12 protein-coding genes are annotated in these 13,034 nt (G+C 66.4%); 8 read left to right on the forward strand and 4 right to left on the reverse strand.

The features are described from left to right. Positions 1 to 91 precede the first annotated feature (91 nt). From LCI23_RS01335 to acnA, 3 genes are all read left to right on the forward strand, one after another. Positions 92 to 1,081, forward strand: coding sequence for a CoA ester lyase (locus LCI23_RS01335; protein ID WP_224942742.1), 990 nt, complete (start codon positions 92 to 94; stop codon positions 1,079 to 1,081). Then, positions 1,081 to 1,632 (forward strand): hypothetical protein, encoded by a 552-nt coding sequence (locus tag LCI23_RS01340; protein ID WP_224942744.1) that lies wholly within the window; start codon positions 1,081 to 1,083, stop codon positions 1,630 to 1,632. Before LCI23_RS01335 ends, LCI23_RS01340 begins: the two co-directional genes overlap by 1 nt. 80 nt (positions 1,633 to 1,712) lie before the next feature. Continuing rightward, the gene (acnA, locus tag LCI23_RS01345; protein WP_224942746.1) at positions 1,713 to 4,421 is read left to right on the forward strand and encodes an aconitate hydratase AcnA; all 2,709 of its coding nucleotides are present in this window, start codon (positions 1,713 to 1,715) and stop codon (positions 4,419 to 4,421) included. A 100-nt stretch (positions 4,422 to 4,521) separates the two neighbouring features. Here the strand turns inward: acnA and LCI23_RS01350 are convergent, their stop codons facing one another. Further along, positions 4,522 to 4,719, reverse strand: coding sequence for a hypothetical protein (locus LCI23_RS01350; protein WP_224942747.1), 198 nt, complete (start codon positions 4,717 to 4,719; stop codon positions 4,522 to 4,524). 274 nt (positions 4,720 to 4,993) lie between these two features. Here LCI23_RS01350 and LCI23_RS01355 point away from each other — a divergent pair, with 274 nt between their 5' ends. From LCI23_RS01355 to LCI23_RS01370, 4 genes are all read left to right on the forward strand, one after another. Continuing rightward, on the forward strand, positions 4,994 to 5,758 hold the full coding sequence (locus LCI23_RS01355) for an SDR family NAD(P)-dependent oxidoreductase (protein ID WP_224942748.1): 765 nt from the start codon (positions 4,994 to 4,996) through the stop codon (positions 5,756 to 5,758). A gap of 131 nt (positions 5,759 to 5,889) precedes the next feature. Next, complete coding sequence (locus tag LCI23_RS01360; RefSeq protein ID WP_224942750.1) at positions 5,890 to 6,036, forward strand: lmo0937 family membrane protein; 147 nt, start codon at positions 5,890 to 5,892, stop codon at positions 6,034 to 6,036. A gap of 138 nt (positions 6,037 to 6,174) precedes the next feature. After that, positions 6,175 to 6,606, forward strand: a complete 432-nt coding sequence (locus LCI23_RS01365; protein ID WP_224942751.1) for a DUF2231 domain-containing protein — start codon at positions 6,175 to 6,177, stop codon at positions 6,604 to 6,606. Further along, positions 6,603 to 7,895 (forward strand): sorbosone dehydrogenase family protein, encoded by a 1,293-nt coding sequence (locus LCI23_RS01370; protein WP_224942753.1) that lies wholly within the window; start codon positions 6,603 to 6,605, stop codon positions 7,893 to 7,895. The genes LCI23_RS01365 and LCI23_RS01370 overlap by 4 nt, the downstream gene beginning before the upstream one ends. Before the next feature lie 13 nt (positions 7,896 to 7,908). On the opposite strand, the gene LCI23_RS01375 is transcribed toward LCI23_RS01370, so the two are convergent. From LCI23_RS01375 to LCI23_RS01385, 3 genes are all read right to left on the reverse strand, one after another. Beyond that, entirely contained in the window at positions 7,909 to 8,427 is a 519-nt protein-coding gene (locus LCI23_RS01375; RefSeq protein ID WP_224942754.1) for a GNAT family N-acetyltransferase, read from the reverse strand. After that, entirely contained in the window at positions 8,424 to 9,107 is a 684-nt protein-coding gene (locus LCI23_RS01380; protein ID WP_224942755.1) for a Fe2+-dependent dioxygenase, read from the reverse strand. The genes LCI23_RS01375 and LCI23_RS01380 overlap by 4 nt, the downstream gene beginning before the upstream one ends. Positions 9,108 to 9,195: 88 nt before the next feature. Then, entirely contained in the window at positions 9,196 to 11,523 is a 2,328-nt protein-coding gene (locus LCI23_RS01385; RefSeq protein WP_224942759.1) for a TonB-dependent siderophore receptor, read from the reverse strand. 235 nt (positions 11,524 to 11,758) lie between these two features. Here LCI23_RS01385 and LCI23_RS01390 point away from each other — a divergent pair, with 235 nt between their 5' ends. Next, entirely contained in the window at positions 11,759 to 13,012 is a 1,254-nt protein-coding gene (locus LCI23_RS01390; protein ID WP_224942761.1) for a DUF2863 family protein, read from the forward strand. Positions 13,013 to 13,034 lie beyond the last annotated feature (22 nt).

The following is a 13,034-nucleotide window of genomic DNA, read 5'->3' on the forward strand; positions in this document are numbered from 1 at the left end:
TTTTTTCGGGGCGGTCCGCCAGGCGGGCCGCGCTCACCGCGCCATGCCAGCGATCCTGTCGCGGCATGGCCGATTCGCTTCAAGACATACCATGCATCCTTCCGAGGTTTTATTCCAGGGCAAACGCCAGCCGCTCCTCCTCCCCGCCTGCGACCATTATTGCGGCTCGGAGAAGCTGATGCGCAAATCGATGGCCCTGCAACAAGAGCTTGGGCCGGTCTTCGACATCACCTTCGACTGCGAGGACGGCGCCGCCGCGGGCGGCGAAGCCGAGCACGCGCTGCTGGTCACGCAGTTACTGAATAGCGAGGACAACCGTTTCAACCGCATCGGCGTGCGCCTGCACGATACCAACAGCCCGCATTTCGCGGGCGACGTCGCCGCCATCGTCGGCGCCACCGCAAGCCGCCTGGCCTACGTGGTGCTGCCCAAGGTGGAAAGCGCCGACGAAGTCGCGCAGGCGATCGCCCTGATCAACCAGCACGCGGCCAGGGCCGGCCGCCACGACCTGCCGGTGCATGTGCTGATCGAGACCCACGGCGCCCTGCACGCGGCCTACGAGATCGCCGCCCTGCCCCAGGTCGAATGCCTGTCCTTCGGCATCATGGACTTTGTCTCCGCCCACTACGGCGCGGTGCCGGCCAGCGCGATGCGCACCCCGGGCCAGTTCACCCACCCGCTGGTGGTGCGCGCCAAGCTCGAGATGGTGGCGGCCTGCCACGCGCACGGCAAAGTGGCCTCGCACAATGTCACCACCGACATCAAGGACAGCGCGGTGGTGGCCAACGACGCCCAGCGCGCCGGCGCGGAATTCGGCTTCACCCGCATGTGGAGCATCCATCCGGACCAGATCAAGCCGATCCTGAAGGCCTTCACGCCGCGCCTGTCGGAAGTAAACGAGGCGACCAACATCCTGCTGGAAGCGATGGCCGCCGGCTGGGGCCCGATCGCCCAGCATGGCCGCTTGCACGACCGTGCAAGCTACCGATATTATTGGACCGTTTTGCAGCGCGCGAAGCTGGCCGGCCTGGCGCTGCCGGAAGCCGCGGCGGCAATCGTCAACCACACGGATTCCCATTGATGGCCACCCTCCTCTCCCGATTCCTCGCCGCGGGCGCGTTCGCGCTGGCGGCAGCCGGTGCATGCGCAGCGGTCCAGGCTGCACCCGACACCCATCCCAAGGCCGAAGCGGTCCTGAAGGCCAAGGCCAAAGCCAGTCCGAAGGCGAAGCGCGCGGCCGCGGCGGCAGGCGCGGGCGTGGCGGCGGCCACGGCCGCAGCGGCGGCGCCCGCCTTCAGCGCCCAGGACGAGGCCGAGCCGGACATCACCGACACGCACGTCACCGAATACGCCTGCGAGCTGGGCAACAAGATCACGATCTACACCAACGCCAACGACGAAGGCCATATCGCGCTGCGCTGGAAGAAGCGCCTGCACCGCCTGAACCGGGTCGGCACGACCACCGGCGCGCTGCGCTTCGAGAACCCGTACTGGGGACTGATCTGGATCGGCATCCCGGCCAAGGGCATCCTGCTGGACTCGAAACTGAACCGCCAGCTGGCCAACGAATGCAAGAACGCCGAGCAGGCCGCGCCCATCGTGGCGGCGGCGCCGGCTCCGAAGAACGGCTGATCCGCGGCTGACACCGTCGGATCGCCTGCTTGTGTAGTGAAGTACCGGAATAACAACATATCCCCACAGAAGGAGAGATCATGTCTCGCAACACCCTGAACACACTGAAGGAATTCCCGGCCGGCGCCGGCCGCACCGGCCAGTACTACTCGCTGCCGGCGCTGGGCGAAGCCCTCGGTGTGAACCTGTCGCGCCTGCCGGTGTCGATCCGTATCGTCCTCGAGTCCGTGCTGCGTAACTGCGACGGCAAGAAGGTCACCGAAGAGCACATCAAGCAGCTCGCCAACTGGGGCGCCACCGCCGAGCGCACCGAAGAGATCCCGTTCGTGGTCGCGCGCGTCGTCCTGCAGGACTTCACCGGCGTGCCGCTGCTGGCCGACCTGGCCGCGATGCGCAACGTCGCCGCCAAGACCGGGGCCGATCCGAAGAAGATCGAGCCGCTGGTGCCGGTCGACCTGGTGGTCGACCACTCGGTCACCATCGACCACTTCCGCGAGCCGAACGCGCTGGACCTGAACATGAAGCTGGAATTCCAGCGCAACAACGAGCGCTACCAGTTCATGAAGTGGGGCATGCAGGCCTTCGACACCTTCGGCGTGGTGCCGCCGGGCTTCGGCATCGTCCACCAGGTCAACCTGGAATACCTGGCGCGCGGCGTCATGAAGCAGGGCGACGTGTTCTACCCGGACACCCTGGTCGGCACCGACTCGCACACCACCATGATCAACGGCGTCGGCGTGGTCGGCTGGGGCGTGGGCGGCATCGAAGCCGAGGCGGGCATGCTCGGCCAGCCGGTCTACTTCCTGACCCCGGACGTCATCGGCGTCAACCTGACCGGCAAGCTGCGCGAAGGCTGCACCGCGACCGACCTGGTCTTGACCATCACCGAACTGCTGCGCAAAGAAAAAGTCGTCGGCAAGTTCGTCGAGTTCTTCGGCGCCGGCACCCGTTCGCTGTCGACCACCGACCGCGCCACCATCGCCAACATGGCGCCGGAATACGGCGCGACCATGGGCTTCTTCCCGGTGGACGAAGCGACCGTCGACTACTTCCGCGGCACCGGCCGTACCGAAGACGAGCTGGCGGCCTTCGAAGGCTACTTCAAGGCCCAGGGCATGTTCGGCATCCCGCAAGCCGGCGAGATCGACTACACCCGCGTGGTGGAGCTGGACCTGTCGACCGTCACGCCTTCCCTGGCCGGCCCGAAGCGCCCGCAGGACCGTATCGAACTGGGCCACGTGAAGAACACCTTCACCGACCTGTTCAGCAAGCCAACCACCCAGAACGGCTTCAACAAGTCGCCCGACGACCTGCACAAGGTCTACGAGACCAGCAACGGCGTGCGCGTGAAGAACGGCGACGTCCTGATCGCCGCGATCACCTCCTGCACCAATACCTCGAACCCGAGCGTGCTGCTGGCTGCCGGCCTGCTGGCCAAGAAGGCGGTCGAGCGCGGCCTGACCGTAGCCCCGCACATCAAGTCCTCGCTGGCTCCCGGCTCGCGCGTGGTCACCGAATACCTGACCGCCGCCGGCCTGCTGCCCTACCTGGACAAGCTGGGCTTCGGCGTGACGGCGTACGGCTGCACCACCTGCATCGGCAACGCCGGCGACCTGACCCCGGAACTGAACGCCGCGATCATCGAGAACGACATCGTCGCCTCGGCGGTCCTGTCGGGCAACCGTAACTTCGAAGCGCGTATCCACCCGAACATCCGTTCGAACTTCCTGGCTTCGCCGCCGCTGGTCGTGGCTTACGCCATCGCCGGCAACATGACCCGCGACCTGATGAGCGAGCCGCTGGGCAAGGACCAGAACGGCGTCGACGTCTACCTGGGCGACATCTGGCCGTCGTCGCAGGAAGTGGGCGAACTGATGCGCTTCGCGATGAACTCGGAAGTGTTCCAGAAGAACTACGCCGACGTGAAGGGCAACCCGGGCGAACTGTGGCAGCGCGTGTCCTCGACCGAAGGCCAGGTGTACAACTGGCCCGAGTCGACCTATATCGCCGAGCCGCCGTTCTTCGCCGACTTCACGATGACCCCGAAGCTTGCTGCCACCGGCATCCAGGGCGCGCGCGCGCTGGGCGTGTTCGGCGACTCGATCACCACCGACCACATCTCCCCGGCCGGCTCGATCAAGGAAGATGGCCCGGCAGGCAAGTGGCTGAAGGACCACGGCGTCCTGAAGGCGGACTTCAACTCCTACGGCTCGCGCCGCGGCAACCACGAGATCATGATGCGCGGCACCTTCGCCAACGTGCGCATCAAGAACAAGATGATCCCGGCCAAGGCGGACGGTTCGGCGGTCGAAGGCGGCATCACCATCCACCAGCCGTCGGGCGAACAGCTGTCGATCTACGACGCGGCGATGAAGTACGTGGCGGAAGGCACCCCGACCATGATCTTCGGCGGCGAAGAGTATGGCACCGGCTCGTCGCGCGACTGGGCAGCCAAGGGCACCCAGCTGCTGGGCGTGAAGGCCGTGGTCGTGCGTTCGTACGAGCGCATCCACCGCTCGAACCTGGTCGGCATGGGCGTGCTGCCGCTGCAGTTCATCGGCAACGACAGCGTCGAATCGCTCGGCATCACCGGCAAGGAAACCTTCGACCTGAAGGGCCTGGAAGGCGAGATCAAGCCGCAGCAACTGGCGACCCTCGTCATTCACCGTGAAGACGGCCAGACCCAGGAGGTTCAGGTTCTGCTGCGTATCGACACCCCGATCGAAGTCGACTACTACAAGCATGGCGGCATCCTGCCGTTCGTGCTGCGCCAGCTGCTGGCTGCGTAAGCGACACCCCGTGACGGCCCGCGCGAGCGGGCCAGGTCAAGCGCGAAAGGCCGGGACCCGACAGGGTTCCGGCCTTTTGTTCGTCTATGGCGTGCGGCGGCTAGCGTCCGATGCCGATGCCGATCCCGATGCCCGATCCGCGCCCGCCGCTGCCGAAGCCGCCGAAAATGGACGTTGATATGCCACTGCGGCCGCTGCGCTGGGCCGACTGCAGCACGCAGTCGCGCCAGGGGTCGGACTGCATCGCGTAGCCGAGCTGGCTACAGGCCGGTCCGAACTCGGCCATCATGCGCTCCATTTCCAGCTGCTGTTGCTGTGCCCGCTCCTGCGGCGTTGCACAAGCCATCAAGCACAGTGCGCTCGCTGCTGCCAATATTACATTTCGCATAGCACTTCTCCTCACACGAACAGGCCTTCGAACGGTCGACACGATACCGGGATACTGCCACGCCCGGCTAGCCTGTCATAGAGGACAAGCGCTCATCGCGCCGTCGGACATCGCCCCGGTGCGCCACCCTTCCCGGCCCCGCACTATGATCGACCACCTCACCCACCGCAGCGAAGGAGAAAGGATGAACCGCTTCCAGGATCACGTCGTACTGGTCACCGGCGCCGCTTCCGGCATCGGCCTGGCCGCCGCCCGCCGCTTCCTCGATGAAGGCGCCCGGGTCGTCATGCTTGACATCGACGAGGCCTGCCTCAAGGAATCGGCCGCGCCCCTCCCACAGGACCGCATCCTCGTGCTGGTCGGCGACACCGCGCACCGGGACACCGCGGCCCGGGCCGTCAAGGCGGCCGTTGAACGCTTCGGCGGCCTGCACGTCCTGATCAACAACGCCGGCATGGCCACCGAAGGCGACATCCTGCACACCAGCGAAGAAGACTTCGCGCGCGTGATGGCCGTCAACGTGGGCGGCTATTTCCACATGGCCAAGGCGGCGATGCCGGAACTGGTGAAGACCCGCGGCGCGATCGTCATGACCTCGTCCGTCTCCGGCCTCGGCGGCGACTGGGAACTGTTCGCCTATACCACCTCCAAAGGCGCGGTCAGCAACATGGTGCGCGCGATGGCCATGGATGCGGCCCGGGACGGCGTGCGCGTCAACGCCGTCAATCCCAGCTTCACCGTGAGCCGGATGACCGAGGACATGCTGGCCGACCCGGACCTGGTCGCCAAATTCAGGGAACGCATGCCGCTCGGCGCGCCCGAGGATCCGGAAGGCGTCGCGGCAGCCATCGCCTTCCTGGCAAGCAAGGAGGCGCGTCTCATTACCGGTGTCAACCTGCCAGTGGACAACGGCCTGCGCGCGTCGAACGGCCAGCCACCGATGTCCTGACCCATAAAAATGTCTGAATAACAAGCACTGTGTACGGCCGCGCACGGATCAACCAGGGTGCGAGGCGGATGATGGACGCATCGGGATCGCAGACAGCGCCAGGTCTGCTCCCTCATCCAACGGAGGTCAACATGCTGTATACCATTGCCATCATCCTGCTTGTCCTGTGGCTGCTCGGCCTGGCCACCTCGGTCGCCGGTGGACTGATCCACATCCTGCTGGTCGCCGCCGTCGTCGTCATCCTGATCCGCCTGTTCACCGGCAGGAAGGTGCTTTGACGACCTGCCGCGCACGCGGCTAGCGCCAGAGCCAGGGCCGGAACCAGGGGGTTCCGGCTTTTTTCTCGTCCAAGCATGCGACACGGCCTGGCAGGAGTTGTTAGGATTTCGTCAATTCCATCATACGAGGACACTTCCATGTCGACGTCCGTCACGGCCCGTCCGGCCTACCGAAGCCCGCCGGGCACGCTCCATACGATCCTGCTGGCAGGAACCGTTCCCCTCTTCCTCGGCGCCTTGCTGAGCGACATCGCCTACTACCAGAGCTACCAGATCCAGTGGAGCAATTTCGCCTCCTGGCTGCTGGCGGGCGCCGAACTGTTCGGCGGCCTGGCGCTGCTGTTCGCGCTGGTGAACCTGGTGCGCTCGCCGCGCAAGGGTGGCCGTCCCCTGCACTATGTCCTGCTGCTGCTGGCCACCTGGGTGGTGGGCCTGATCGCCTCGTTCCAGCATGCCAAGGATGCCTGGGCCGTGATGCCTGCCGGCCTGCTACTGACGATCGTCGCCACCGTCCTGGCCTGCGCCGCGGCCTGGGCCGGGCTGAATACGCGGTCGGAGGTGGCGCCATGAAACGGTCGATGCCCTTCACCCTGCTCGGCGCGGCCCTGCTGCTGGGCGCCTGCTCGAACGAAGCGAACAACACGCAAGCCTACGGGGCCGATCCGAAGCTGCCGGAACCGCAGCGCGGCATGCTGCCCAGCATGAAGATCGCCGAGCCCACCGCCTGGGGCGACCGCAAGCCCAGCGTGCCGCAGGGCTTTACCATCACGGCGATCGCTACCGACCTGGGCATCCCGCGCCAGACCCTGGTGCTGCCGAACGGCGACATCCTGGTGGCCGAAGGCCGCGGCGGCAAAGCCGCCAAGCTCAAGCCCAAGGACGTGATTGCCGGCTACATCAAGGCCAAGGGCAATACCAAGGTCAAGAGCGGCAACCGCTTGACCCTGCTGCGCGATGCGGACGGCGATGGCAAGTACGAACTGAAGACCGTGTTCGCGGACCAGCTCGATGCGCCCTATGGCCTGGCCTTCGCCAACAACAAGATCTACGTCGCCAACCAGGGAGAACTGGTCAGCTTCGACTACCAGCCGGGCCAGACCCAGGCCGCAGGTGCGCCGGCCAGCGTCGCGAAACTGCCGTCCGAGATCAACCACCACTGGACCAAGGCGCTGACCGTCAGTCCCGACGGGCGCTTCCTGTACGTCGGCATCGGCTCCAACAGCAACATCACCGAACGCGGCATGGAAGCCGAAGTCGACCGCGCCATGGTGTGGCAGATCGACGCCGCCACCGGCGCCTACAAGCCCTATGCGACCGGCCTGCGCAATCCGACCGCGCTGGCCATGCATCCCGAGACCGGGCAGCTGTGGTCGGTCGTCAACGAGCGCGACGAACTCGGTCCGGACCTGGTGCCGGACTACCTGACCTCGGTGCGCGAAGGCGGCTTCTACGGCTGGCCCTATAGCTACTGGGGCCAGAACGTGGACCCGCGCGTCAAGCCGCAGGATCCGAAGAAAGTGGCGGCCGCCATCAAGCCGGACTACAGCCTGGGCTCGCACGTGGCCGCGCTCGGCCTCTCGTTCTCGATCCCGGCCATGGGCGAGCGCTACGGGAATGGCGCCTTCGTGGGCGAGCACGGCAGCTGGAACCGCGACCATCCGGTCGGCTACAAGGTGATCTTCGTGCCTTTCCGTGATGGACGCCCGGCCGGCGAGCCGATCGACTTCGTCACCGGTTTTCGCGACGCGAACGGCAAGACGCGCGGGCGGCCGGTGGGCGTGACGGTCGATCCGCGCGGCGCCCTGATCGTCGCCGACGACCTGGCCAACACGGTGTGGCGGGTGACGCGCACCCCGTGAGGACTGGCCTGCCTCAGGCCGGTGCGTGGCGTTCGAAATGCAGGCGGTCGTACCACCGGCCGCCGTGCTCGACGCTGCGGCGCGAATGGCCGAACTGGACGAAGCCGTTGCGGATCAACACCCGCGCCGAGGCCAGGTTGTCGATGCGGCAGTCGGCCTCGATGCGCTGCAGGCGAAGCCGGCCGAAGGCGATCTCCAGCAGCTGGCGCACGGCCTCGCCGGCATGGCCCTGGCCGCAGGATGCCTGCCCGATCCGGTAGCCTAGCACCGCGCTATGGAAATGCGCCCGCTTCACCAGGCTCAGGTTGATCCGCCCGATGATCCGTCCTGTTTCGTCGAGCGCCAGGAACTGGTAGCCGGTATCGGCGAAGGCATCCGCCATCGCCTGCGCCACCGCCAGGCCCACCCCTTCGCGCGAATAGTAGGAAGCGGGACGCGCATTGATGCGGGCCTCGAAGAAGGCGCGGTTGTCCAGCTCGAAGGCGAGCAGCGCGTCGATGTCGCCGTGCGCCGGCGCGGCCAGGCGGATCATAGTTCGGCCCACATCCTGAGCAGGTTGTGGTAATGCCCGGTGATGCCGACCGTGGCTTCGTTCTCCCCATGGACGGCGCGGATCTTCTGGATGTTGGTGTCCAGCTCGTACAGCATGGCGCGCCTGCCGTCGTCGCGCACCATGCTCTGGGTCCAGAGGAAGGATGCGACGCGGTCGCCGCGCGTCACCGGCAGCACCTGGTGCACGCTGCCGGCCGGATACACGATGGCGTCGCCGGCCGGCAGCTTCACCTCGTGCGTGCCATAGGCATCGACCACCACCAGCTCGCCGCCTTCGTAGTCGTCCGGGTCGCTCAGGAACACCGTGGTCGAGACGTCGGCCCGCACCGGCGGCAGGCCGCCGCGCTGGGCGCGCACGGCGCCGTCCACGTGCAGTCCGTAATGCTCGCCGCCGCCGTAGGCGTTGAAGTAAGGCGCCAGGATGCGCAGCGGCAGCACCGCCGAGAAGAACTGGGGGTTGGCCATCAGGGCCGCGCTGACCAGCTGGCCCAGCTCGACACACAGGGGCGACCCTTCCTTCAGCTGGCGGTTGCGCTTGACCTGGGCGCCCTGCGGGCCGACGCTCTCGCGTCCGTCGACCCATTCCGGCGCCCCCGCCATGCGGGCGCGGATGGCGGCGACCTGCTCGCGCGTGAGCACACCCGGGATATGCAGCATCATGATCGTCGTCCTTCTCGAAAGAAAAAAGCCCTCCGGATCATATCAGGAGGGCGAATCCGGTTGCCCGGCGGGGGGTGGTACCCGGAAATCAGAACTTGAGGTTCGCCATCAGCGAGGCCGAGCGGCCCGCGCCCACGCCGGCGTAGTGCGGCGAGGAAACGCGGTCGAAGTACAGCTTGTCCGTCAGGTTCTGGATGTTGAGCTGGAACGACAGGTTCGGATTCAGCGTATAGGTGGCCATCGCATCGAAGCGGGTGTAGGCCGGCGAATACTTGGTGTTGTTGACGTTGGCGAACTGGCGGTCCACGAAGTTGGCGCCGCCGCCGATCGTCAGCGACTTGTTGAGCGCGTAGGTGGTCCACAGCGAAGCGCTGTGCTTGGGCGTGGTCGGGAAGGCATTGCCGTTGAACGGCGACGGCGTCCAGTTCGGCGCCGCCGCCGTGCCGCTGTTCACGTAGCCGTTGTCGGCGATCACGCCGTGCAGGTAGGTGTAGCCGCCAAACACGGTCCAGGCATTCGTGATGCGGCCGGACAGGCCGAACTCGACGCCTTCCAGTTCCTTGCGGCCCACGTTCTGCGTGCTGCCGTCCGGGGCGGTGACGCGGGCATTGTCCATGTCGCTCCTGAACACGGCGGCACTGGCCGACAGGCGGCCGCCCGGCAGCACTTCCCACTTGGTGCCCAGCTCGATGCTGCGGCTCTTCTGCGGCTGCAGGTTCTGCACCTGCACGGTCAGGGCGTCCAGGCCGTCGCCGCCGTCATTGCCCGGCGGGGTGGCCGAGGTCGCCCACGAGACGTAGATGCTGCCGTTCGCCTTCGGCTTGTAGACCAGGCCGGCCTGGTAGGTATCGAAAGTCGAATTGACTTCGGCCCGCGTGGCGGTGGCCGGGGTATCCAGGCGGCTCTGGAAATCGTCCCAGCGCGCGCCGATGTTGAGCAGCCACTGCGGCGTGAATTCGATGGTGTCGAAGCCGTACACGGCGCGGGTGCGGGTCTTGACGCTGGTCAGCGTCGGCGACTGGCTGCGGGTATAGGCCCAGGGCTCGTAGGGATTCGGATTGACCAGCGTGGTGCAGTTGTACAGGGTCGTGCTGCCTGCCGTCGGGCAGGTGAAGGTGCCGGTCAGCGGGTTGTTGGTGCCGGGGCTGAACACATAGCTGCCGCGGTCGGTCTGCTCGCGCGAGAACTCGACGCCCGCATTGAAGCTGTGCTTGATGCCGCCGGTGGCGAAGTTGCCGCTCAGGCTGGTCGAGTTGGCCAGGGTCTCGGTGTCGACGATGCGGGTGTTCGCGCGGCGCCACACGGTGCCGTAGCGGACGGTGTTGCCCTTGGAGTCGTCGGGCTGGGTCCAGACATAATCCTGGCCGCTCTTGCCCCAGCGCGTCACGTTGCGCAGTGCCAGCTTGGCGCTCAGTTCGTGGCGCAGGTCGACCGTGGCGACGTCGGTCTCGGTGTCGCGGAAGTCGCGGTTGGCCAGGCCATAGAAGGCTTCGCGGTCGACCGTGAACGGCGTGCCGCCGCCGTTCTTCGCCATGTCGGGGCCGCTGCTGATTGGGTTATCGAAGGGGATGCCCGTGTCCGGGATCTCGCTGCTCTGCATGTGGTAGTAGCTCAGCACGGCGCGGGTCGGGCCCGTCAGGCCGAAGGTCATGCTCGGGGCGATGCCCCAGCGGTCGCCGCCGACCACGTTGCGGCCGGGAACGTCGTTCTCGTGCGCCATCAGATTCAGGCGGAAGGCGGCGTTATTGCCCAGCACGCGGTTGATGTCGCCGGTGACGCGGCGGTACTTGTCGGTACCGATGCCGAGGCTTGCATTGTTGAAGTCGTATTCCCTGGCGGTCTTGGTCACGATGTTGATGCCGCCGCCGGCCGAGGAGCGGCCGCCCAGTGCCGAGTTCGGACCCTTGACCACTTCGACCTGCTCGATCGCGAAGATCTCGCGTGACTGCGAGCCGGAATCGCGCACGCCGTCGATATAGGTGTCCGTCTGGGCGTTGTAGCCGCGAATGAACAGGTTGTCGCCCACCGGGTTGCCGCCTTCGGCCGCGCCGATGGTGATGCCCGGGACGGTGCGCAGCGCATCGGTCAGTGACACGGCGCCGGTCTGGGAGATGGTTTCCGAGGTCACCACGGTGACCGATTTCGGCGTATCGAGCAGGGGTGCGGTGAATTTGTCGGAGCTGGCGCGCACCGGGCCCTGCACCGAACGGTCGGCGCCGGCATTGATGCGCACCTGCGGCAGGCTGGCGCCTTCCGGCAGCTCGGGGGCATCCTCGACCCCACTGGCGGCAGCCAGCGGCATCGCCAGCGACGCCAGCATCGCCAGGGCCGGGGCTGCCAGGGCGGGCATGGAAGGACGGACGTGTTTCTTGCTCTTGATAAAGGTCTTGCTGGCCTGCGCAGTGATCTTGGTCATTTTTTCTGGAGTGGGAAAACGGATCCTGGCGGCCCGATTTCTAAATTTTAATGAGAACGATTCGCATTATGATTTCGATGTAGATTTTTTGCAAGCGCTTCGCCCCGTCCGGTGCGGTGCGGTGCGGTGCGGTGCGAGCATGAACTCGTGGCCTGTGGCCGAATCAACTACAATACCGGAGATATGGGTTTATCATGACCTTGACCATTACTTGAAAAGAGAGACCCCTAGCGCCATGCGTCGTCCTTCCAAAGATTCATCCCCCAAACTCTCCGCCGAAAGCCAGCGTCTCGTCAGCATCGCGCAAGCCATCATGCAGGCCGCCAGCCGCGTCGAGGAACGGACCTGGGAGCGCCAACTGGACACGCAACTGCAGAAGCTGCTCAAGACGAATCACCAGGACAGCATCGACAGCGCGCTGAACGCCCTGTTCCGCGACGACCTCGGCGCCTATGACGTGCTGATGGATGCGGTGGAAGCCGTGAGCGAATCGGCCACCATGGTCGAGCAGCAGGAGGGCGGCGACGTGACCTGGCAGGCCCTGCTGGTGGCCGCGCCGGTGCTCGCCTGGACCCGCTTCAACATCGCCTCGGGCAATATCCCGCCGGAGATGCTGAGCACGCTGCAGGCCCATTTCTCGGCCCACCTGCTAGCCGAGGGCACCCGCGTCGCGATGGCCCCCACCCTGTATTCGATCGACCAGCTACCGCGCACCCATGCCGAAACCTATGCGCTGACCCACAAGCTGGCAGCCGCCGCACACAAGGGCGGCACGGTCAAGCCGGCGGCACGCGGCGAAGACACCGCGCCCTTCCTGGCCGACACCCGCTACCTGCTGGTGGCGATCGTCGCCCCGCAAGGTGCGCCCATGTTCCGCTGGCAGGAGCCGCAGCACCACATCGGCTTCGCCGAGGAACGCAACCGCGCGCTGGAACAATGGCGTGCCCAGGGCGCGGCGAATATCGCGCGCCTGCTGCCGGGCTGCGGCGTCGAACTGCTGCTGCCGGAAGCGTACTACGTGGCCTGCCGCGAGGCGGACAAGCTGATCCGCCCGATCTCGGTCCGCGCCGCCGTCCACTACCTGACCCATACGCTGGGCGTGGAGGCGTCGGACCTGCGCGCCGTGATCGCCGGCTTCGGGGAGGAATCGGCCGATATCCAGATCGACGAATACCGGGTCGCGTTCACGATGCGCCAGGACAGCGAAGTCATGTACGGCATCGTGTGGCCGCTGTACGGCCAGGAAGACGAGAATGGCACCCCCATGGAAGGACCGTTCGCGGCCGGTCCGGCCGCGCTGACCCCGATCAACGAGATCGTGGCCCACCTGAACGAGGCCGGCATCGCGCACATCAAGCGCATCGGCGAACGCTATGTCGCCGAATACTGCGACGACTGCGGCGCGCCCCTGTTCGCCGACCCTACCGGCGAGCTGGTGCATGCGGAAATGCCGGAAGATACGCCGGCCGGCACCGAGCACTTCCATTAACCGGGTCCCGCCCCGATCGCAG

This window comes from Massilia sp. MS-15 (assembly GCF_020176695.1).
GTDB classification, from domain to species: domain Bacteria; phylum Pseudomonadota; class Gammaproteobacteria; order Burkholderiales; family Burkholderiaceae_D; genus Telluria; species Telluria hydrophila.

What these genes read in the sequence shown, in the direction of transcription:
- LCI23_RS01375 (WP_224942754.1), bottom strand. Translation starts at nt 8,427, where the DNA reads ATGATCCGCCTGGCCGCGCCGGCGCACGGCGACATCGACGCGCTGCTC.
- LCI23_RS01380 (WP_224942755.1), bottom strand. Translation starts at nt 9,107, where the DNA reads ATGATGCTGCATATCCCGGGTGTGCTCACGCGCGAGCAGGTCGCCGCC.
- LCI23_RS01335 (WP_224942742.1), top strand. Translation starts at nt 92, where the DNA reads ATGCATCCTTCCGAGGTTTTATTCCAGGGCAAACGCCAGCCGCTCCTC.
- acnA (WP_224942746.1), top strand. Translation starts at nt 1,713, where the DNA reads ATGTCTCGCAACACCCTGAACACACTGAAGGAATTCCCGGCCGGCGCC.
- LCI23_RS01390 (WP_224942761.1), top strand. Translation starts at nt 11,759, where the DNA reads ATGCGTCGTCCTTCCAAAGATTCATCCCCCAAACTCTCCGCCGAAAGC.
- LCI23_RS01370 (WP_224942753.1), top strand. Translation starts at nt 6,603, where the DNA reads ATGAAACGGTCGATGCCCTTCACCCTGCTCGGCGCGGCCCTGCTGCTG.
- LCI23_RS01340 (WP_224942744.1), top strand. Translation starts at nt 1,081, where the DNA reads ATGGCCACCCTCCTCTCCCGATTCCTCGCCGCGGGCGCGTTCGCGCTG.
- LCI23_RS01385 (WP_224942759.1), bottom strand. Translation starts at nt 11,523, where the DNA reads ATGACCAAGATCACTGCGCAGGCCAGCAAGACCTTTATCAAGAGCAAG.
- LCI23_RS01365 (WP_224942751.1), top strand. Translation starts at nt 6,175, where the DNA reads ATGTCGACGTCCGTCACGGCCCGTCCGGCCTACCGAAGCCCGCCGGGC.
- LCI23_RS01350 (WP_224942747.1), bottom strand. Translation starts at nt 4,719, where the DNA reads ATGGAGCGCATGATGGCCGAGTTCGGACCGGCCTGTAGCCAGCTCGGC.
- LCI23_RS01355 (WP_224942748.1), top strand. Translation starts at nt 4,994, where the DNA reads ATGAACCGCTTCCAGGATCACGTCGTACTGGTCACCGGCGCCGCTTCC.
- LCI23_RS01360 (WP_224942750.1), top strand. Translation starts at nt 5,890, where the DNA reads ATGCTGTATACCATTGCCATCATCCTGCTTGTCCTGTGGCTGCTCGGC.